We start from the raw sequence: 21,476 nt of genomic DNA on the forward strand, positions 1-21,476 counted from the left end.
AATCCTCCCACGTCTCAGGAGGATATGGCCGCAAAAATTGCCAAAGCTCAGATGGAGCTAGATAAGTTGGAAGCAAAGCTAACTAAAGCAAAACAAGCTGTTAAGAAGCGTAAGAAAGAAATAGATGAATGGAAAAGCTGGTACAACAGCAATCCCCAGATAAATAAGAGCATATCCCGAATCAAGTTAGAGGTGGAGATTACCTGGCGCAGTCAGGAAATAGCTGCTCATGAAACAGTTATTGCGACCTTAGAAGCGGCGAAGTTAGCCGCTAGAGGTGAGCTGGAAAAACGAAAGCTGCAGCTAAAAGCCTTTTCCGAAGGTTTGTATGAGCTATCCGTCGAAGCTGATCCCAGACTGCTTAAAGCCAAGGAAGCCCTTGTCGCCGCTAGGGCTGAACTGCAAGCGCTGCAAACAACTCGCACGTCTCTCTAGAAAGAATCAGTAATCTCTGAAAACCCTACCTATTCGAGGACAATTCTATGGCAAATCTGAGCCAAATCAAGGAAAGCATTGAGACCAATTTATCAAAGCAGATTAACCCTTTAGAGGGGGTTACGATCAGCTCGGCAGCTATTTTGGACTTTATCAGCAGCCTTGTAAGTGAATCGGGTGTCAACATCGAGGCAGTTACAGTAGCTGCGCCCGATCAAGATTCGCTGCAAATTGCGATCGCTGAGCCTTTAGTTTACAAGATTACGGGGGGCGGCTCGCTGGTGCTAACCACAACTGTAATAACGCTCCAGCAGGCCGATAGCGACATCTTAAATGCGCTGCTAGAAATCAGTGGCAGCTTTCGATTTGGCGATGGCGATCGCAAGCTAGCTGTACAGGGCTCACTTGCCGATCCGCAGCTTGGCATTTTGACTCTCAGCGTCAATTCATCTGACCTACCTCAACTGACGGAACTGGCCGCTGAACTGGGTATCGGCAGCTTAGTCGAGAGTCTCAAGTCAGTCGGTCTCAGCCTACCTGTTCTCAACCAGATTGATTTAGGTTTTGAGCTTCAGAATCAGACCGTCACTGAGGTTACCTCTATCGGCTCAGTCACCCTGGGCAGTGGCATTCTTGATCTGACCTGTCACCTCATACCTGAAGTCATTATTGAATGCGGCATTCAGGATGGTAGCCAAATTACCGTTACCGATCTGTTGACCGCTTTACCCCTCGACTCGGTGGCGTTGCCCAACAGTCAGCTACAAACCTTAAGGCTGGTGACCCACCCCAGCGCCAAAACCGCGACTGCCAACTTTACTTTGGTCAACGACTGGGACATCGATATCGGCGGTACTACCCTGGCACTCACCAAAATTGACGGCCAAATTGATTCTGTTTTAGAGGCGGTAACCGCTCAGTTTGCAGGAGCGATTAATTTAGCCGGTACCCAGCTGCTTGTGACCAGTAGCTACCACAGCGATGAGCCGCTGACCTTCTCTGGCACTTTGGTTCCCGGTCAAACGGTATCCTTAACCAATTTGGTTGATAGTCTCATGGGGGGACTTGTTGATCTGCCCTCGGAGGTACCTGACTTAGCCATTACCGGCTTGACCCTGTCGCTGACCCCGAAGACAGGCACCTTTTCAGTGAATGCAGAAGCTATGGATCCCTGGGCCATCCCCGTTGGCTTCGACGATCTTCAGCTAGACGATATTACGTTGCAAATTAGCCGCACCCTGGATGGCCAGGGCAAGAAAGCGCTCAGTGGCGTGTTAGGTGGCACTTTGGAGATCGCCGGAGCCGCCTTTAGAAGCGACTATACGTTCCCTGGTGAGTTTGTTCTTAGCGGTCAGGTGCCCTCGCTGAAGCTATCGCCGGTTGTGCAAGATCTCTGCGGTAGCCGGACGCTGCAAACCTTGCCCATCCCTGCCGGCGTGCTGGCGGTTGATTTTTCTGACGTAGCGGTTACGGTTGCCCCCAAGAGCCGATTCTTCTCTCTCAGAGCCAACTCGACCCTGGGTTTGGTGGAGTTAATGGTGAAGAAAATTGGCAATGACTGGGGCTTTGTGACCGGCTTTTTGCCCCCCGCGTCCTGGAAGTTTTCTGCGATCGCCAGTGAGCTGAGCGTTCTCGACGGGCTCAGCTTTGCAGATACGGCGCTCGTCTTATCCTCAGTAGAAGACCGAGCGCTGGCGCTGACCAGTTTATCGTCCCTCAGCTCTGAACTCACTGTCATTCGGGGCTTAAACTTTATTGCCAATCTGGATATGCGCGGGCTCGGCGTCGATGCCCTGCTCGGCATTGAGAACCTGCGGGTCTACACCGCCATTGGCGGCAACCCGGCTGACATCGTGTTAGAAGCAGAGATCGATGGACAGTTTAAACTGTCGGAGACGGTGGGCTTTGGCGATATCAAGTTCCGGTTGCAGCCGTCTCCTAGCAACTTCTCCCTGACGCTATTAGGGACCGTCACTACTATTTTGGATAACAGCGCTCTCGCCTTTGTCGGCGCTATGCAGGTGCAGCCCCGCGCGGCAGTGCTGCAGGCTTCAATGCTGGGTATTTGGAATGAACCTTTTGACACCAAAGGAGTTGCGATCGCCAATATTGCCCTTGATCTAGGCGTCAGTTTGCCGCCACCGCTGCCAACGGTTGGCATTGCCGGTAGCTTACAAGTGGGCGATTTCCAGGGCTTAGTCGCCGTGAAGTTTGATTCGGCAATGCCAAGCCGCAGCATGCTGGCGGTTGCCTTCAATCGGCTCTATCTAATGGATGTGATCCGCACGTTCTGCGGCGCTGCGATCGCCCAGTCCATCCCCCCTGCATTGGCCAATACAGTTCTCAAGCTGGGCTTTGAGGACGTCAACATCTACGTCGTACCCCAGCCCACTACCATTGGCGAACTGGCCTTTGACCAAGGCTTTTACTTAGCCGGTACGCTGATTTTTTGGGGACTGCGGGCTCAGGCCTCGCTGTCGATTGACTACCTCGAAGGCACAGAACTCAAGGCCGAAATGGATCCGATTGATGTCGGCGGCATTTTCAAAGTCAGTGGCGCTGCCGGACGGCTCAAACCCTCTGTGTACTTCAAACTGTCTCCGAACCCCACTGAGACGCCTACGCTCGATCTCTCCGGCGCGGTAGAGCTTTTGGGACTACGCCGAGAAGTCTTAATGAGCTTCTCTGACAGTGGCTTCCACTTCCTCAGCTCAGGCAAGATCTTCAATCTGTTTGAGGCCACCCTGGAGGTCAAGGGACAAGACTTCAAGAGCGGCGGCAGCATCTGGGTAAAAGCCTCCATGCAAAACGATTTGCTGAGCTACCTGCGCGCAGAGGCGACGGCCGCAATTCAGGCAGCAGCTAGCAAGGCCACGCAGGATCTCTCCAATGCCCAAGCAACGGTGGCAAAGGCCCAGGGAGATGTCAACAAGCTCAATACCGACATCGCCAATATGCGCCAGACGATTCAGCGGGAGCGCGATCGCGATTCCCAGCGGATGCGCGATGCCCAAGCAGCGGTGCAAAAAGCGCAGCATGAGGTCAACAAGCTCAATACCGACATCGCCAATATGCGCCAGACAATTCAGCGGGAGCGCGATCGCGATTCGCAGCGGATGCGCGATGCCCAAGCAGCGGTGCAAAAAGCACAGAATGAGGTGAACTCGATCCAGCGCGAAATCGACAGCAGCAAACGACGCATTGACCAGCTCAATCAAGATATCAAGAACAAAGAACGCTGGTTTAATCAATCGAAGTGGTACGAAAAGAGCTACCGCTGGGCCGAATTCTCAGCCTATGCAGCCGCTAAAGGCAGTGAGATAACGGGAATTTATACCAAGATCGGGGGTCTGGAGGCGGCCAAGGCGACTGCCAACGGAATATTGGAAGGGGCTAAGCAGGTGGTACGGGGTCTAGAAAAAACCATCGATGGCTTCCCCATTGATGCTGATGTCCGCATTGCCGGATTGTTTACGGCACGGGAAACCGCCAACGGGGTATTGGAAACTGCCAAGCAGGTGGTACGGGGTCTAGAAAAAACCATCGACAGCTTCCCCATTGATGCCGATGTCCGCATTGCTGGATTGTTTACGGCGCGGGAAAGTGCGACGGCAGCTTTATATACGGCCACTCAGTTCTTAGAAGGAATTAAAATCTCCGTCGGGGCGATGGCCGATGTGGGGCAGTTTATTGTGGACGTCGGTTTAGGTGGATTGCTTGATGTTAGGTCAGCCCAGTTTGAAGGCTCACTGGACGCCACTCAGGGCGGCAACGTCATGATGGCGATCGAGCTGGTCTTCATGCAAGGGCAGCCACAAACTCTGGCGCTGGCTTTTGCTTTCGGCAATCCTCAGCAAGCTGCTCTAGACCTAGCCCAGAAACTGCTTCCTGGATAGCAATCTGAGGCTGACCCCCTGGGCTGCTCAGGACATTTGAGGCCAAAGTCCTCTCTCAAATCCGAGAGGGGACTTTTGTGTGCAAATTCGTAAAATTAAGCGCGTCTATGCTGTCGGCTCTACTGTGATGGAGGCCGCATTTGTGCTGACGCTTGCGGATGTCACCGCCCCCTGGTTTGAGCCTCATCATCAGCCCCACCCACTGCCTCAATCGCCTACACTAAGACCATCTGTTCACCTGTCAATGCCATGGTGCCTAATGCCCTGCGCTGGACCACCCGCGACCTTGACGCCATGCCCGATGATGGCGGTTGGAAGCGCTACGAGATCATTGATGGAAATCTGTATATGACCCGTGCCCCTCATATTCGGCATCAGGGGGCCAGCGGCAACATTCACGTTGAGCTAGAAATTTGGTCTAGACAGTCCCAACTAGGCAAACCCTTTCAAACCCCAGGCGTCATTTTTACGCCCACCGATGCCGTCATTCCCGATGTGGTTTGGATTAGCCAGGAACGCCTCGCCAATGGCATTGATGACGCTGGGCACCTGATTGTTGCCCCCGAACTCATAGTTGAGATTCTCTCCCCTGGCGAGCTGAACGAGCAACGAGACAAAGAGGTCAAGCTCAAACTTTACTCTCTCTACGGCGTTCAGGAATACTGGATCGTCAGTTGGCAACGACAAACCGTGGAGATTTACCGTCGCTCAGAGGCTCAGCTCCAACTTGTCAGCACCCTTTTGTCCGGCGATATTCTCATCTCTCCCTTGCTGCCAGGCTTCAGTGCCCCAGTCGCTCAACTTTTTCAGTAGAGCTACAGGGCTAAACTCAATCATTAGATTGCGGGGCTGATGAGTGGTTTGAGCGTAACCATCTAATCGATGGTAAAGAGCTAGATTTAGCCAGTTGGGTGAGCGCAGGCCATGCACCAAAGAATGTCAGTGGGTCGGGCTGGGTTTCGATGCTTCAGGTTTTGTCTCGGTCTAATTTTAGGCATTGCGATCGCCTGTAGTCCGGCCATTAGTAACGGGTCGGAATCGGCTCTAGCCCCTGCCGCCCTAGCTCAGATTCCTGCTTCAGCTACAGCCACGTCAGCAGAACCTCTGCTAGATCAAGGTCGCCAGCATTATGCTGCCCAGCGCTTCACCGAGGCAGCCGCAGCCTGGAATGCAGCGGTATCCCAACTGGCTGATCAGCCGCTGCAGCAAGCTCTCGCCCTCAGCTATCTCACCGCCGTCTATCAGCAGCTGAGCCAGTGGGAGGCCGCCGATCGCGCGATCGCCCAAAGCCTAGACCAGCTCACCACCGTCCCTGATTCCGTCGAAAAAGTAGCCGTCAGCGCCCAGGCCCACAACACCCTCGGTAGCTTACAGTTGGCGCGAGGACAGACCCAGGCCGCCCTAGAAACCTGGCAGCTTGCCGCTAATCTCTACGCTCAAACGGGAGACCAGTCCCGCCACCTCAACAGTCTGCTAAATCAGGTGCAGGCTCAGCAGTCTCTGGGCTACTATCAACAGGCCCGAAACACCCTGACGACGATAGAGCAGCGCTTACCTCAGCAGTCGCTGCCTTTACAAGTTCGCGGTTATCAGCGGTTGGGCCAGACCTATCGGCTGCTAGGCGATCTGACGGCCTCCCAAATCCATTTGCAAAAGGCGCTTGAACTGGCCCAGCAGGCCGATATAGAAACTTGGGCAATCTTGCTAGAGCTAGCCAATACTGCCCAAGCCCAGGGGAGCGTATTAGATAGGGCAAGTGAGGCTATACCCGCCGCGATCGCCCTTTATCAACAAGCAGCCCAGTCCTCTGAGGCCAGTATTCGGCTCAAGGCTGACCTCAATCGCTTAAAGCTGCTTGTCCAGCACAATCCCGGTGAGGCGCAGCGCCTAGCCGCCTCCTTACCTGCCGAGATTGCTAACCTGCCCCAGGGGCGTAGCCAGATCTACGCCTATATCAATGCGGCCCAAAGCTTACTTCACTTAGAAACGCCTGCAGCAGTTGAAACGGCTGCTCATCTACTCGCCCAGGCAGTTCGGCTCAGCCAGGATTTACGCGATATTCGGGCTGAAGCCTATGCCAGAGGCTATTTAGGTCGCGCTTACGCAGTTTCTCGCCAGTGGGCTGAGGCGCAGCAGCTGACTGAACAGGCCTTGCGGCTGGCTCAATCCCTGAGTGCGGCTGATATTACCTACCAGTGGCAGTGGCAGTTGGGGCGACTCCTCAATCAGCAAGGCCAGCAGCAAGCGGCTCTACCAGCCTATCGCGCCGCCTTCGCCACGCTGCAGTCGCTAAAGCAGGATTTAGTCGCTGTCAGCGACGATTTGCAGTTCTCTTTTCGAGACAGCATAGAGCCGGTGTATCGAGAGCTAGTGGCGCTGCTGCTCCAAGCTGATGTCAGTAATCAAGAGATCTCTAGCGTTGATGGCGATCTATCGAGCCATCAGACCCGGATCAAAGAGGCGATCGCCGTGATTGATGCTTTGCAGGTAGCAGAGCTGAATAACTTTTTTAGAACGGCCTGCCTGGAAGCGCAGCAGGTCAATCTAGAAAATGTGAGCCAAACCGCCACAGCCATTATCTACCCGATCATTTTGCCAGATCGCTTAGAACTGATTGCCAGTCTACCAGGGCAGCCCCTGCAGCAATATACCAGCCCGGTAAGTCAAACTGAGCTAGAGCAAACGCTTCTAGAATGGCGGCAGCAGTTAGAAAAGCCATTCACCTCACCAGAGGGCAAAGCCCTGGGGCAGCAACTCTACGGCTGGCTGATGCAGCCGCTGCAGGCAGCCTTGGCCGAAGCTCAGAGCCAGACGCTGATATTTGTGCTGGACGGAGCGTTGCGCAATGTGCCTATGGCCGCCCTTTATAACGGTGAGCGTTACCTGATTGAAGACTACGCGATCGCCCTTTCACCCGGTTTACAGCTCCTTGGCCCCCGCCCCTTGCAGTCAACTCAGGTAGCCGCGCTGTTGGGCGGGCTGACAGAACCGCGCCACGGCTTTAGTGCTTTATCTAATGTAGATGACGAAATTCAAACCATTCAGGCGCTGCTGGATAGCCGGGTGCTGCTCAACCAAGGCTTCACCACTACGGCCCTTGCCCAGCAGGTTATGAGTACTGAGCTGCCAGTTGTGCATCTAGCGACCCACGGGCAGTTCAGCTCAAACCTCGAAGACACCTTTATCGTGGCCTGGGATCGGCCTATCTCTGTAGATGAATTGAGCCGTTTACTGAGAACGGGCGATCAAAACCGGCTAGAGCCGATTGAGCTGCTGGTGCTGAGCGCCTGTGAGACAGCCACCGGAGACAGTCGCGCCGCCCTGGGTTTGGCGGGCATCTCGCTGCAGGCCGGTGCCCGTAGCACCCTGGCTTCTCTGTGGAATTTAGATGACGCCTCTGGAGCGTATTTTGCCAGCCGGTTTTACCCCGCCCTAGCCCAGCCTCAAACCACTAAAGCTGAAGCCTTACGCCAGGCGCAGCGATCGCTGCTCGGCAATCCCAACTATCGTCATCCCAGCTACTGGGCGGCCTATGTGCTGGTGGGCAACTGGCTGTAGCTGGCAGATTCATCGGGGCCTGGGCTGGTTTACGGCTTACCCCGCGATCGCTCAATCAGTGCTATGACACACTCTTCTGGGCCTGAATCACCTGGAGACTACCACCCGCATAGAGCTTAGGTTCTGGCTTTTGAAAGCCTGCCTGCTGCAGCCGTTCTGGCAGGTCGGACTGTAAAAGCTCCCAGGCCGTTTCGGTTTCAAACAGCCACAGAAAAGCCGCTAGCCCCGGCCACATCACCGGATTAGTCGGGCGATGAAAGTCAATCATGGCAAAGATACCGCCTGGTTTAAGGACCCGGTAGGCTGCTTGAAAAATTTCCTGCCGCTGCTGCGGCTTCATCTCGTGCATCGCCACGCTGGTATGCACCAGGTCAAAGCGATTCTCCGCAAACGGCATCGCCTCGGCCCAGGCTTCCACGTAGTCGGCTGCGGGCACATTTTGCCTAGCGCGGGCCAGCGATCGCGGTGACGCATCCAGCCCGGTAACGTGATCAGACAGCTCCACTAAAAACTGAGTCGTCTGACCGCTGCCGCAGCACAGATCTAGCACCTGACTGTCCTTAGAAATAGGCAGCCCCGCTAGGGCCAGATGCCGAAACCGCTTTTCACCGCCCACACTGAGAGCAGCAGCGCCGGAAATGGCGTCATAGAGCCACTGATAGCGATAGCTCAGCGGCCTTAAAAAAGTTGCCATGTCAATTCTTGCAGTTACACCAAGCTGCGCCCCTGAATGCTGGCTAGCTCTTCCTCGGTCAGCGCCCCCTGACCGCTAAAGTAGCCAGCCGCTTTTTTAGCCTCAATTTCTACCTTAGCGTCCGCCGGAACCAACTCATCGGGAATGGGAACACGTTCAACAATTTCAATGCCAGAGTGGGTGATGGCGTTGTATTTCATATCGCTCATAGAGACGAAGCGATCGATGCGGGTGATGCCCAGCCAGTGCAGCACATCCGGCATCAGCTCCTGAAACCGCACGTCTTGGACGCCCGCCACGCATTCAGTGCGGGTGAAATAGGCATCGGCGCGATCGCCCCCGGCCTGCCGCTTGCGAGCGTTGTAGACCAAAAACTTGGTTACTTCTCCCAGGGCCCGCCCCTCTTTGCGAAAATAGACAATCACCCCGGCTCCATTCGTTTGGGCGGTCTGGATGCAGGCTTCAATGCCGTGGACTAAATAGGGGCGACAGGTGCAAATGTCAGAGCCAAAAACATCGGAGCCGTTGCATTCGTCATGGACCCGCACCGCCAGAGGCCGCTTGGGGTCAGTGATGGCCTCCACGTCTCCTAGGATGTAAACGGTGATGCCGCCAATGGGGGGTAAGAAAACTTGCACGTCAGGCCGCGTCACGAGCTCCGGGAACATGCCGCCCGTTTGCTCAAACAGGGCATAGCGCAGATCAGCTTCTGTGATGCCGAGGCGCTCAGCCACCCCAGGTAAGTACCAAACGGGTTCGATCGCTGCCTTAGTGACGACTAAATCACCCCCTGGCTTCATAATTTTGCCATCTTCAGCAATGCGGCCCTTTTGCACAGCTTCTTGCAGCTCTGGCATTTGAATATGGGCCTGAGTCACCGCAATCGTGGGGCGAATATCGTAGCCCTGCTGAATTAAGGGCTGATAGATCTCTCCCACCAAAGCGCCAAAGGGATCTAAAGAGACAATCCTGTCAGCACCCGCCCAGCTAGGATGGGGACCAACCGTAATAACCGGAGACGTATCGGTGAGGTCAGGGCGGTGGTCAGCCTGCAGAGAACCGCTGGCCACAGCGAGGGCGCGGTAGATGGCATAAGCGCCAGAATGAGTGCCAATGACGTTGCGATGTTCTGGGTCGCTGAGGCTAGCCACAATGGGGCCACGCTTGAGGGGGTCTGCAGCCCCCCACTCAATGGGCAAAGCCTGTGAACCAAAGCGGCTGGGATGAGAGGTCAAAATGATGTGGCGCGATCGCCCGCTGCCCTGGCGTCCACCAGCACCGACTCCGTTAGCTGTGTGCTCCGTCATAGATGGCCCTCTTTAGGTCTAAACGGCTAGAAAATATGATCTTAGGCAATTCTGGGCCGGTTTGCTGTCCTTGGGGCAGTCGGTTTTGCCATCTAGCCGCTGTGAACACAGTCACTTGACCTTATCCGTATTATCATGACCTGCAAAATTATCTGTCTGTCACCATGACCCAGAACTTCACGCCCCCCGAAACGCGGCCGCCGCAGCAGTCGGAGCCGGGAGCGATCGCCCAGTTTTTTCAGTTCGAGACCCTGCAAACCAACCTTAGAACTGAGACATTCGCTGGAATTACGACCTTCATCACGATGGCCTACATCCTGGTGGTAAATCCAGGGATTCTCTCAAACGCGGTTTTTCTCAGCGAAAACGGCGATTTATTTCCGCAACTGGTGGTGGCTACGGCGATCTCAGGGGCGATCGCCACCTTGATTATGGGTCTGCTGGCAAACTATCCCATTGCCCTCGCTCCGGGCATGGGCCTGAATGCCTTCTTTGCCTTTTCGGTCGTCCTCGGTTTGGGGATTGACTGGCGGGTAGCGCTGGCGGCAGTGCTAGTTGAGGGCATCATCTTTATCATTCTCACCCTCACCAATGTTCGCAGCGCCATCATTACCGCTATTCCAGAATGTCTCAAACGAGCCACTGCGGTGGGCATTGGCTTTTTCATCGCCTATATCGCCCTGGCGGGAGATCCGGCTACGGGCGGTGCTGGCATTATCGTGGCGGATGAAGCGACCAAGACAGCCTTAGGCAATCTAGCTCAGCCACAGACGCTCATGGCGCTAGCTGGCATTCTGATTACTGCTGCTTTCGTGGCCCGTCGTCTGAAGGGCGCTCTGCTGTGGGGCATTCTGGCGACGGCGCTGCTGGGCTGGATTTTGGGCGTGAGTCCCTGGCCGAGCGGCGTGGTGGATATTCCTGCTTGGCCGGGAGATTTGATCGGACAGGCATTTGTGGGTCTGGGACAAATTGGTGACAACTGGGGCAATTTCTTGGCAGTTGTATTCGTTTTCCTGTTTGTGGACCTGTTTGACACGATCGGCACCCTCTCTGGCGTTGGCGTGCAGGCTGGCTTTATCAATGAACGGGGAGAACTGCCCAAGGCCAATCAGGCTTTGCTCGCCGATGCCGTGGGCACGACAGCCGGGGCTGTTCTAGGTACTTCGACTGTGACTAGCTATATTGAGTCGGCGGCGGGGGTTTCTGAAGGGGGACGCTCTGGCTTTACGGCGGTCGTTGTGGCGGGGTTGTTTGTCGCCTCCATCTTCTTTATTCCCTTGCTGTCCGCCATTCCGGCCTATGCCACGGCGGCGGCGCTGCTGATTGTGGGGGTGCTGATGGCGGGCAATGTCACCGGGATTAACTGGAGCGATCCGGCAGAGTCAATTCCCTGCTTTTTGACAATTTTGCTAATGCCGCTGACTTTCTCGATCGCGGAGGGCCTAGCGGTTGGCTTCATTGCCTATCCGCTAGTGAAAGCGTTTCAGGGCAAGGCCCATGAGGTCGGCGTTGTGGTTTGGATTTTGGCGGCAGTGTTTGTGCTGCGGTTTGTACTGATGGGGCTGGGGATTGCGTAGTGAGTGGTGAGTAGGCGGGAGTGTAGAGATGGGGAGGATGGGGGAGATGGGGAGGATGGGGAAGATAGGGGAAATAGGGGAGATGAAGAGATGGGGAGGATGGGGGAGATGGAGAGATGGGGAAGATAGGGGAGATGGGGAAGTTTTGAGTGTTAAAACACTTTCGGCTTCGGCCTGACTTATCCACAGTCCCAGCAGCGCTTTGTTGCCCTCAGTGCTGATAGCCAAAGCAACATAAACTGCTCGCTTGCTGGTGCGCTCTGAAACTCTGATGTTCACGTAAAGCGCATCGAGATAGACAATAGGATACAGTTCATTAAGTGGGCGGGCTTGTCGTGCCTTGACCTCTTCGCCAGTGCGATATCTCTGATGGGCAGTGATAACCTGTAAGGTGGCTGCGATAGCAAATGCCTGATGAGTAAAAGGCGGCTGCGCTTGAGCCTGTGACACTTGTACGTTGATCGAAATCTATGTTTACCCCTTCGCTGCTGCAGGCTTTAGTTTGGACAGACTATCGGCTGGCTGTTTTATTCACAGTTATTTTGCCGCTAGTATTGCTGCTCTGGGCCTTTGTCAAAAAGTCAGAGGCCATTCAGCATCTGCTAACGATTTACTGGAAAGTTGCTAGCCTGCTGGCGATTACGGTTTATCTGATGATTGGGGGCTTTGCCTTCAGCTTTATCTCGGCGCTGATGGCGCGGGTGTTGATCCCTCTCAGCCTCTGGTTTTGGGAAGATCTCAATGAAGAAATTGACGATCAGCAGCCAACCCCGCTAAAGATAGCTTTCACAGGCTGGCGCTGGGCCGTCACCATCTACAGCGTCATTGGCGGCATTTTAGAACTATTCTTCCTGCGCTGCGCTTTTTCCAGAACGGCTTTCACCGGGGCTGACTGTCAGACCTGGCTCGCGCCGCCGCTGATGTACAAGGAATATTTTCACGCCGGCACGACCTATGGCTTTTTAGGCTTTTTAGGCATTGTGGGGCTAATTATTTATCTGCTGTGTTTAGGTTATTTCGTCTTTTTCCGCCTGGGCAAGCAGGGCCGAACGGCAACTTATCAATAAAAGCTTAGACAATCTAGGCGTCTCAACCTAGACGGACTAGAGATAGACGGCTATGACAGATTTGTCTATTGGACAACAGCTAGAGCAATATACGCTAAAGCGTCCGGCTGAGGTGCTGCTGGTTCGCGCCAAAATCGCTGGTGAAGAGGACGAGGTGATGATTTTTAGAGGATTTTCTAGTTCTCTAATGCGCTCTACCGCCTTTGATCCCGATGTGCCGGTTTTGCCTCAGGAGACGCAGGTGATTGAAATTGACCGGCTGCGTGGCCCCTACGTGCCGACCGCGCCCCAGTATATTGAGCAGGGGCTAACCTGGGAAGAGTTTGAACCGCTGCTGGCTGAGGTGGGGCTATAGGGGCAGTTCGCTCTGATACCCGTTGGGTAATTTGCCAAGCAGTCTTTTACTGAGCGTTTAGGCTTAACTGAATCACGCCGCAGCCAATCCGATCGCCCGCATTGCCGGTTGGTTGGCCAAAGTCATCCGCCTCGGCGTGAAGAATGACCGCGCGATCGGCGATCGCATACTCGCCTGAGGTCAGGGATAGGTTAGAGACTTCCAGCGTCAAGATGCCAGAGCCATCTTCCCCGATCGCAATGTTGCCTAAATCTCCGGCGTGGGCGTCGTCGAAGCCGTCGGCGGGCAGATAGCCGTGGCTGACCTCGTCTGGATTGAAGTGGCTGCCCGCCGCCTTACCGCCATTGGCGCAGCTACCCGTGGTGTGGATGTGAAAGCCATGATTGCCCGGCGGCACTTCCAACAGGCTGGCCTGCACCTGAAGTCCCTCATCGGTGGTCTGAAACTGAGCATAGCCCAAAGCCACGTCGGGATTCGTAGTGCTGTAGATGGTGGCCTCGGCATACGTGTCTGCATCACCAAACAAACCCGCTTGGGCAGCCTGGGCCGGAATTAAGCAGGTGAGCGCGATCGCTACCGTAACGATCAGTCGCAAAAAGTGTTTCATCTTGGGTATTCTCTAAGCCTCTACTGCTCAGAGTATCGTTTGATCCAGTGAAAGTCCTCTATCGATATAGTGTTGTTTATCAATAGAGAACCAGAATTTGTTAATTTGACAACAAAATTAAAATTTACCAATTCTGGACAAATCTCTTCACCAAGGATTCAAAATCAACCCACAATAGAAAAAGTTCACCCTAAGCAATATTGACAGTTTTGCCCCAGTCTTCTGCAAATACGCTGCCCAAGTCTATGTATAAAACTCAAGACCTGCACGTCGTTGAAACCCGCCCCTTGATTAGCCCTGCCTTCATTCACCACGAGTTGCCCATGACCGACGCCGCGGCAGCGGTAGTGGCAGAAACCCGCGATCGCATTCGCAACATCCTCTACAACGAAGATCGGCGGCTCTTGGTCGTGGTTGGCCCCTGCTCCATCCATGATGTTGATGCGGCCTATGAGTATGGGCAAAAGCTGGCAGTCCTGCGGAGTGAACTGGCCGATCAGCTAGAGATTGTCATGCGGGTCTATTTTGAAAAGCCGCGCACTAGCATCGGCTGGAAGGGCTTAATCAACGATCCGCACCTGGACGACAGCTACGATATCAATACCGGACTGCGCCTAGCCCGCAAGCTGCTGCTGGATTTAGCGCACAGCGGTCTACCCGCAGCCACAGAACTGCTCGATCCAATTACGCCCCAATATATCGCCGACGTTATTGCCTGGACGGCGATCGGTGCCCGCACCACCGAAAGCCAGACCCACCGCGAGATGGCTTCTGGGCTGTCGATGCCCATCGGTTTCAAGAACAATACCGACGGCAGCCTGCAGGCGGCCATTAACGCTATGCTCGCCGCTAGCCAGCCCCACCATTTTCTCGGCATTAACCACCACGGACTGGCGAGCATCGTAGCGACGACGGGCAACCCGGACTGTCATTTGGTGCTGCGCGGTGGTAAAAACGGCCCCAACTATGCGGTAGAGCAAGTGGAGCAGGCAGCACAGGCTCTCATCAAGCAGCGGCTGAATCCGCGCATCATGGTGGACTGCAGCCACGCTAATGCCAATAAGGATCACAACCGCCAGGTAGCGGTTCTCCAAAATATTGCCGAGCAGATCGAAGCGGGGTCGCGCCATCTGCTGGGCGTGATGATTGAAAGTCACCTAGTGGCAGGCAAACAGGCGATTCAGCAAGATCGCAACCAGCTTGTTTATGGCCAGAGCATCACCGATGCCTGCGTTGACTTTGAAACCACAGAAACGATGCTGCGCAACTTGGCAAAAGCAGTCAAGTGTTCCACCCCTGACTATTTAAGGCTGGGAACATAGGGCTGATTTTGCTCTGCTGCAGACAGGTCAGCTAGGGCCAAATCGCGCCGAATTAGGCGGCCATTTGGCCCCACAATTTGGCGGGGCAGTGCCGCTAGCTCGATGACGCTGCGATCGCCCATGTTGTAGCCCGTATAGACGGTTTGGTCAGACTCCCAGAAAATATCCACTACCGTCAGCGTTTGCATGGGGGCGTCAATCCGGTTTAGCCAGGTGCGAGGGCCGCTGCCTAGAGCACCGCAGTGCAGAAACTCCAAGCTTCCGGCTCTAGCCGGATAGTAAGCGTGGTGATGGCCGCAGATATAGCTGTGGACATTGTGACGCTCTAGCAAAGCCCGTAACTGATCAGCACCGTCGAGAATTTCCCCGGCGCGATCGCGGCCCTGAGATACGGCATAAAACGGCAGGTGGCCGATGATGATGCGCCGCCTAGCATTTTGAGCCGCCGGGCTGGCTAAACTGCGATCGGCCCAGGCCAGCTCGGCCTCAGAGACGCTAGCCGACGAAGCATCCCAAACCAGGTAAAAAATATCGTTTTGCAGGGCGCTGTAGTAGAAAGGATAGCCAGCGCGATCGACAAAGTTGAGGCCCGTTTCACGTCCAGCCTCGTTCCAGTAGGCACCCGCCATCTGCCGTTCCAGGGCGTAGAGAAAGTTACCGTTGACCCTGACGCTAGAGGCATCATGGTTGCCCAGGGTGAAGATGAACGGCAGCCCGCTCTGGCGGATGGGCTGAAACACTTTCTGGTCGAATCCGGCCCACATGGCCCCAATTTCGGCTTCTGTCAGCGACAGCTTTTGCCCCGCCACCATATCCCCAGCGCAGACGACTAAATCTGGTTGCCATTCAGCTAGCATTGCCGCCGCTTCTTTGACTTCACCCCGGTAGTCCGTCGAGCCATAGGGACTGTTGATATCGCTGAAGACCACCAGCCGCACATCGCCTCGCTGCGGCCCGTACATGCCTGCGGGAGCCGGGTTAGTGGGCATCACCGTCTTGGCCCCGGTTTTCAGGGTTTCGTTGGCGGTGGCGATCGCCTCTGTCTGTGCTAAAGCAGGCGTCAGCGAATCGCGGCTAAAAACGCGGTGGCTCGCCCAGCTCGTACTCGCTCCTAGGGTTAGCCCCCCCAAAACCAAAAAATGACGACGACTCAGGCCCATAGTCAGGTCAACTGCAACAGATCACCCAAACTTTAGCACTCCCTGATTCAACTGTGGTTAAGACGCAGCTCTCTCTCTCTCTGGCTGGATGCTAATTTGGCAAAATTGAATTCCAATACGGGGCAAGTCGCCTACTTTTTACCTCCTATGAGCGCCCAGCCCCTCAACGTTACTCAAAAGCTGATCCAGTCTCATCTAGTTTCCGGCAGGTTAGAACCAGGCACAGAAGTGGGTCTGCGAATTGACCAGTCCCTGACCCAGGATGCCACCGGCACGATGGTAATGCTAGAGCTAGAGGCGATGGGACTAGACCGGGTGAAAACCGAGCTATCGGCTCAGTATGTGGATCACAATCTGCTGCAAACCGACTATAAGAACGCTGACGATCACTACTTTTTGCGCTCGGCCTGTCAGCGGTTTGGGGTGTGGTACAGCCGACCGGGGAACGGCATTTCCCACGCGGTGCATATGGAGCGCTTTGGCATTCCGGGGAAAACCCTGATTGGCTCTGACAGCCATACGCCGGCGGCGGGGGCAATGGCGATGCTGGCGTTTGGGGCTGGGGGACTAGACGTGGCTCTGGCAATGGCGGGCGAACCGATGTTCATTAAAATGCCGCGCATTCTGGGGGTGAAGCTGACGGGCCAACTGCCGGACTGGGTCAGCGCTAAGGACGTGGTGCTGGAGATGCTGCGTCGCTACGACGTCGACGGCGGGCGGGGACTGATTATTGAATACTACGGGCCAGGGCTAGACGGCCTCAGCGCTATGGATCGCCACGTGATCGCCAATATGGGCACGGAGATGGGAGCCACCACGACGGTGTTTCCCTCAGACGCGGAAATTCGGCGTTTCTTGCAGGATCAGGGGCGGGGTGAGGACTGGACGGAAATCGTGGCGGATGCCGACGCCAGCTACGACCTGCATGAAGAGGTGAATCTCTCAGAGCTAGTGCCGCTGATTGCCTGCCCCAGCAGTCCAGGGAACGTGGTGCCGGTGCAAGAAGTGGCAGAGCGGGAGGTGGGCCAGGTGGTGATTGGTTCTTCGGCCAATCCGGGGCTGCGGGACTTCTGGATTGTCAGCGCCATCATGAAAGGCAAAGTGGCCTGCGATCGCGTTTCGTTTGACATCAATCCCACGTCGCGCCAGGTGATTGAAAACCTAGCGGCCATGCCCAGCGCCTTTTTAGATCTGATTCACGCCGGGGCCAGATTCCATCAGGCGGGCTGTCTGGGCTGCATCGGCATGGGGCAGGCTCCGGCCTCAGATCAAATTTCCCTGCGCACCATGCCGCGCAACTTTCCGGGGCGATCGGGGACGGCAGACGATCAGGTCTATTTGTGCAGCCCTGAAACCGCCACGGCGGCGGCGCTGACGGGCAAGATTACCGATCCGCGCGATTTAGCCACACTGTACGATCTCACCTATCCTCAGTATCAGCCACCGGAGAAAACCATTATCAATACCGACATGCTGGTGGCTCCGCCTGCTGATGGCAGACAGGTTGAGATTGAAAAAGGCCCTAATATCAAATCTTTTCCCGACTTTGGCGAACTGCCAGATGCGGCGACGGTGCCCGTTTTGCTCAAGGTAGGCGACAACATTTCTACCGACGAGATTATGCCTGCCGGGGCGCGGGTGCTGCCGTTCCGCAGCAATATTCCCGGCATTAGCCAGTTCGTCTATTACCTAAATGACGAAACCTTCTCGGAGCGGGCTGAGGCGGCTAAAGCTAAGTTTGGCGGCCACGTGCTCGTGGCCGGGGACAACTACGCCCAGGGATCTAGCCGGGAACACGCGGCGATCGCCCCTCGCTATTTGGGCCAGATGGCCGTCCTCGCCAAATCCTATGCCCGTATCGGCTGGCAAAACCTGGTGAACTTTGGCATTTTGCCCCTAGAGTTTGTCAATCCTGACGACTACGACACAATTGCAGAGGGAGACGAAATCGAGCTGTCTAACCTGAGAGCGGCCCTGCAGCAGTCCAGCCCCTTAACCGTCAAAAACGTCAATAAAGACCTGACCTACGAAATGACCCATCAGCTCAGCGATCGCCAGCGGCAGGTAATGCTGAGGGGGGGACTGATCAACGACTACAAAGCTAAACTGTAGCGTTGACTGCTGGTGGAAATTGAATGGATCGAGAGCAGTGGCTAGGGTATATTCGCCAAGCGAAGGCGATCGCCGTGATTCGCGCGCCCACCTATGAGCTAGGCCGCCAAATGGCCCACGCTGCTGCTGCTGGCGGCCTCACCTGCCTAGAAATTACCTGGACAAATTCTCAAGCGGCGCGATTAGTCACTCAGCTTCGAGCCGAGCTGCCGAGCTGCCAGATCGGAGCCGGCACCCTGCTGACGCGGGAGCAGCTAGAGGAAGCGGTCAAAGCCGGGGCGCAGTTTGGCTTTTCGCCCCATACTGATCTGGCTCTAATTGAAGCGGCACTGGCGCGATCGCTGCCCTTCATTCCCGGAGCGCTAACCCCCAGTGAAATTGTCTCGGCCTGGCAGGCCGGAGCCGCCAGCGTCAAGGTGTTTCCGATTACAGCCGTGGGCGGGGCGAGCTATCTGCGCAGTTTGCAGGGGCCGCTGGGTCACATGCCGCTGATTCCAACGGGCGGGGTGAGTTGTGAGGATGCCGTGAATTTACTGGAAGCGGGGGCGATCGCCGTCGGCTTAGGTAGCGACCTGTTTCCTCGACAAGACATTCAGCAGGCCAACTGGAAAGCCATCACCCACCGCGCCGCCCAGCTCGTGGCGTCCCTGACCGATATTACATCTCAGCTTCCCAGCTTGAAGGCTTCTACAAACAGGCCGTAGGTCAGGCCAATCTTGAAGGCATTGATCAGAGAGCCGAAGACGCTGCGGGCGCTGCCGCGCTGAGTGTCGGTGCGATCGCTGCGGGCAGGTCGGCGGTAGTGCAGGCGGCTGACCAACTCTACAAAGCCAATCAGCAACGCCGAGATAATCACGTCTAAATCGGCAGTTTGCCCTGCCGTTGCGGAAACCGCCACCGCAAAGAAATTACCGAACAGCAGGCTGATAATTTCCAAGGACAGTCGCCGCCAAGGGTTGCCCACCCACAGCAAAAAGCGATTCAGCGTACTGCTAAAAAGCGTACTCAGCCGCGTATTTTGCATCGTTTTTCCTCGCCATCAACGGCAGGCCGGATGTAGGCCCCCTTGGGTACAAATAAAGATTAGCTGCTCGCGGCTGAGATTGCGGGCCTGACTAAAATCAACTCCGGCTAGCTGGGAGCCAGATTCCTCCTCAGACGGTAGCTGGTTGATAAAGCCGCTCTGATTACCGACAGGCTGAGCCGATAACAGAGTCCCGGCAAAATTAGCGCCCGCTAAGTCGGCTTTAGCCAAGGATACTCCCGTCAGATTAGCCGCTTGTAAATTAGCATTTTGCAAATCGGTGCCGCTGAGGTCAGCTCCGGTTAGGTTCGCGCCGGAGAAGTCGCCCCAGGCCAGGTTGGCATTTTGCAAATTGGCGTCGCTCAGATTGGCCTCCTGCCACCCCGATCGGGTCAAATCAGCTCGCGCCAGCACCGCGCCCGCGGCCTGTACCCGTCGCAGCCGTCCATCTTGAAGCTGCGCCCCCTGCAGGTTGGCCTCAGTCAGATCCGCGCCGGTCAAACTGGCCTGATTGAGCTTAGCCTGTCTGAGGCTGGCGTTAATCAACTGGGCTTCGCTGAGATTAGCGGCAGTGAGATTAGCCTGATCGAGCTGCGCCCCTGGCAAAATCGCTTTGAACAGGCTGACCTGCTCCAGTTTGCTCCAGCGCAAGTCGGCCTGGGTCAAATCGGCTGCGGTTAGATCTGCGCCGCTGAGATCGGTTGTCCAGTCGTCATAGGTACCCGGTTTGCGATCGCGCCCAGCCGCAAAAAAATAGCTAAAGCGCAGATTGGCGCCGTTTAGCCGCGCCCCCGACCACTGGCTGCCAGCAAGCTGTACCCGATTGAGCACAAGCTGAAAGCTGCCAACTTCTCCTTCCACCCGTTCTAAGTTCACCTGGCTCAAATTTGCCTGATTCAGCTCGCCGCTGTAGAGCACAAGAATCTTGGCGATCGCCCGCTTGACCGCCTGCTGTTTTTTCAGAATGGTGGGATACTGGGCGCTATCCCGCAAAGCCGCTAGATCATTGTCCAGGCTGAGATTCAGCCGATGCAGGTGGGGCAGGACTTCTGGCCCAATGGAGACGAGTCCTTGCTGAATCGTTTCCACCAGGGCCGGATTGTTGGACTCAGCTAACAGGTCGGCTAAAAAAGCAAATCGGCGGCTGTCTTGGCTGTTGGCGATCGCTAAAATTGTCGTCTGGCGCTGGGCTAGGCGATCGCTAGGCAGGGCGATCAGGGTTTCAACCAGATTGGCAAAGAGCGGATCGCGGCGTTCCGCTGTTTCGCCGGTTTTTGACGGCCAACGCACCTGACTGCCCACCGCCACGCTCACCAGTAAAACCAAGCCGCCCAAAATCAAAATGCTAAAAGAGAGCAGAGGCGATCGCCGGACTTGCTCAACTAGCTCAACCTGGGGGGCGAGGGGCGACGAAAAGACCACCGAGGTAAGCCCACTCTCCTCCTGACGCACTAGGCTGTAGGCAGTGCCCACATTCTGACCATAGAGGCGGGGCGGCGGCTGGGCTGCAGGCAGGGCAGGTACTAAGGTGCGGCGATCGAGCACCTGGGTGCCAGCCAGAGAATCATGCAAAGCGCGTTCTTGCAGACTGAAGTAGGCCAGTCCGCCTTCCCCCAATAGAGCCATCAGCGTCAGTCCTAGCAGATAGCGCAGATTAGGAAACAGACCGCTCCAGCGCCAAATGCCGTAAGCCACCAAAAAAGCAACGCCCCAACGACCGATGAGTTCTCGCTGGGCTGCCTGCTGCCAGCTGGGTGACTGGCCCATTGGAGTCGTCACGCGCAGATTGAGCCAGCGCTTGGGCCAGGTCTGTCCGCTGCGGCTAAGCTGATAGATCTGCCCGCTGGCGATCGCCACAGGTGCTAAGACAGCTAAGGTTTCTAGAAGTAGGTCAGTGACAGGGACAGGAGCGATAGAATTGGGTCGGGGCTGAAGTAGCAGCCAGCGGCTAGCGGTCTGCAAGCGCCTAATTAACGGACTTTCAACCGCCGTTTTTTCGGAGAGCTGGGGCGGCATCAGGTGGCTGAGGGCCAAGGGCACGCAGGCTCCGCTAACAATGAAGGCGGTTTCCAAACTCCAGGCCAGCAAACGTCTGAGCCTCAGAGCCGGAAACCGGGGAGATGCCCGGTGCGTCAGGGCAGTCACTTCGACCGTAGATGTGTGCGCTTTGGCTGACCGTACCATGCCCCTTCCCTGACCGATGAGCGTCAGTGTTAAGTTGAGAATGCTTTTGTTTTAGCACTCCGTAGGAAACTCTGATCGCTTTTCCGAAAAAACTTGGAATTCCAGCAGTGACAAAACCGCTCCGAGAACTGTCACAGACTGCCTCTGACTCCAACTGTGGCCTCGCTACTATGAAAGC

General features: G+C 55.7%; 16 protein-coding genes and 1 pseudogene. 10 read left to right on the plus strand and 7 right to left on the minus strand.

Annotated elements, in window-relative coordinates:
• Nucleotides 1-24: 24 nt before the first annotated feature.
• From QJQ48_RS23015 to QJQ48_RS23030, 4 genes are all read left to right on the plus strand, one after another.
• Nucleotides 25-435 carry a hypothetical protein gene (locus QJQ48_RS23015; protein ID WP_346293594.1) on the plus strand — a complete coding sequence of 137 codons (411 nt, stop codon included), beginning with the start codon at nucleotides 25-27 and terminating at the stop codon, nucleotides 433-435.
• A gap of 47 nt (nucleotides 436-482) precedes the next feature.
• Entirely contained in the window at nucleotides 483-4,331 is a 3,849-nt protein-coding gene (locus tag QJQ48_RS23020; protein ID WP_346293595.1) for a hypothetical protein, read from the plus strand.
• A gap of 249 nt (nucleotides 4,332-4,580) precedes the next feature.
• Nucleotides 4,581-5,144, plus strand: coding sequence for a Uma2 family endonuclease (locus QJQ48_RS23025; protein ID WP_346293596.1), 564 nt, complete (start codon nucleotides 4,581-4,583; stop codon nucleotides 5,142-5,144).
• Between the two features lie 111 nt (nucleotides 5,145-5,255).
• Nucleotides 5,256-7,889, plus strand: coding sequence for a CHAT domain-containing protein (locus QJQ48_RS23030; protein WP_346293597.1), 2,634 nt, complete (start codon nucleotides 5,256-5,258; stop codon nucleotides 7,887-7,889).
• A gap of 61 nt (nucleotides 7,890-7,950) precedes the next feature.
• Here QJQ48_RS23030 and QJQ48_RS23035 read toward each other — a convergent pair whose 3' ends face one another.
• Nucleotides 7,951-8,583 (minus strand): class I SAM-dependent methyltransferase, encoded by a 633-nt coding sequence (locus QJQ48_RS23035; RefSeq protein ID WP_346293598.1) that lies wholly within the window; start codon nucleotides 8,581-8,583, stop codon nucleotides 7,951-7,953.
• 14 nt (nucleotides 8,584-8,597) lie between these two features.
• A complete protein-coding gene (locus tag QJQ48_RS23040) occupies nucleotides 8,598-9,890 on the minus strand; it encodes a GTP cyclohydrolase II (protein WP_346293599.1) in 1,293 nt (430 codons plus the stop codon).
• Nucleotides 9,891-10,054: 164 nt separating this feature from the next.
• Here QJQ48_RS23040 and QJQ48_RS23045 point away from each other — a divergent pair, with 164 nt between their 5' ends.
• Nucleotides 10,055-11,467: an NCS2 family permease gene (locus tag QJQ48_RS23045; RefSeq protein ID WP_346293600.1), complete on the plus strand. Its 1,413-nt coding sequence runs from the start codon at nucleotides 10,055-10,057 to the stop codon at nucleotides 11,465-11,467.
• A 162-nt stretch (nucleotides 11,468-11,629) separates the two neighbouring features.
• On the opposite strand, the pseudogene QJQ48_RS23050 reads toward QJQ48_RS23045, so the two are convergent.
• Nucleotides 11,630-11,818, minus strand: a pseudogene (locus QJQ48_RS23050) (transposase); the annotation flags it as partial.
• Between the two features lie 119 nt (nucleotides 11,819-11,937).
• Here QJQ48_RS23050 and QJQ48_RS23055 point away from each other — a divergent pair.
• Nucleotides 11,938-12,534 (plus strand): DUF3177 family protein, encoded by a 597-nt coding sequence (locus QJQ48_RS23055; RefSeq protein WP_346293601.1) that lies wholly within the window; start codon nucleotides 11,938-11,940, stop codon nucleotides 12,532-12,534.
• Nucleotides 12,535-12,586: 52 nt separating this feature from the next.
• A complete protein-coding gene (locus QJQ48_RS23060; RefSeq protein ID WP_346293602.1) occupies nucleotides 12,587-12,889 on the plus strand; it encodes a DUF7734 family protein in 303 nt (100 codons plus the stop codon).
• Nucleotides 12,890-12,935: 46 nt separating this feature from the next.
• Here QJQ48_RS23060 and QJQ48_RS23065 read toward each other — a convergent pair whose 3' ends face one another.
• Complete coding sequence (locus tag QJQ48_RS23065) at nucleotides 12,936-13,496, minus strand: superoxide dismutase family protein (protein WP_346293603.1); 561 nt, start codon at nucleotides 13,494-13,496, stop codon at nucleotides 12,936-12,938.
• A 245-nt stretch (nucleotides 13,497-13,741) separates the two neighbouring features.
• Here QJQ48_RS23065 and QJQ48_RS23070 point away from each other — a divergent pair, with 245 nt between their 5' ends.
• Complete coding sequence (locus QJQ48_RS23070; RefSeq protein WP_346293604.1) at nucleotides 13,742-14,818, plus strand: 3-deoxy-7-phosphoheptulonate synthase; 1,077 nt, start codon at nucleotides 13,742-13,744, stop codon at nucleotides 14,816-14,818.
• Here QJQ48_RS23070 and QJQ48_RS23075 read toward each other — a convergent pair.
• Nucleotides 14,797-15,978, minus strand: a complete 1,182-nt coding sequence (locus tag QJQ48_RS23075) for a metallophosphoesterase family protein (protein WP_346293605.1) — start codon at nucleotides 15,976-15,978, stop codon at nucleotides 14,797-14,799. The two genes, QJQ48_RS23070 and QJQ48_RS23075, sit on opposite strands and share 22 nt — an antisense overlap.
• 147 nt (nucleotides 15,979-16,125) lie before the next feature.
• On the opposite strand from QJQ48_RS23075, the gene QJQ48_RS23080 reads away from it, so the two are divergent.
• Both QJQ48_RS23080 and QJQ48_RS23085 read left to right on the plus strand, forming a co-directional pair.
• Nucleotides 16,126-18,090, plus strand: a complete 1,965-nt coding sequence (locus tag QJQ48_RS23080) for an aconitate hydratase (RefSeq protein WP_346293606.1) — start codon at nucleotides 16,126-16,128, stop codon at nucleotides 18,088-18,090.
• A gap of 23 nt (nucleotides 18,091-18,113) precedes the next feature.
• On the plus strand, nucleotides 18,114-18,794 hold the full coding sequence (locus QJQ48_RS23085) for a bifunctional 4-hydroxy-2-oxoglutarate aldolase/2-dehydro-3-deoxy-phosphogluconate aldolase (RefSeq protein WP_346293607.1): 681 nt from the start codon (nucleotides 18,114-18,116) through the stop codon (nucleotides 18,792-18,794).
• Here the strand turns inward: QJQ48_RS23085 and QJQ48_RS23090 are convergent.
• Both QJQ48_RS23090 and QJQ48_RS23095 read right to left on the minus strand, forming a co-directional pair.
• Nucleotides 18,755-19,114 (minus strand): DUF565 domain-containing protein, encoded by a 360-nt coding sequence (locus QJQ48_RS23090; protein WP_346293608.1) that lies wholly within the window; start codon nucleotides 19,112-19,114, stop codon nucleotides 18,755-18,757. The genes QJQ48_RS23085 and QJQ48_RS23090 overlap by 40 nt on opposite strands.
• Before the next feature lie 15 nt (nucleotides 19,115-19,129).
• Nucleotides 19,130-21,298 (minus strand): pentapeptide repeat-containing protein, encoded by a 2,169-nt coding sequence (locus QJQ48_RS23095; RefSeq protein ID WP_346293609.1) that lies wholly within the window; start codon nucleotides 21,296-21,298, stop codon nucleotides 19,130-19,132.
• Between the last annotated feature and the right edge of the window lie 178 nt (nucleotides 21,299-21,476).

It is taken from the genome of Sphaerothrix gracilis Ecp01, assembly GCF_030405905.1.
GTDB lineage: Bacteria > Cyanobacteriota > Cyanobacteriia > Phormidesmidales > Phormidesmidaceae > Sphaerothrix > Sphaerothrix gracilis.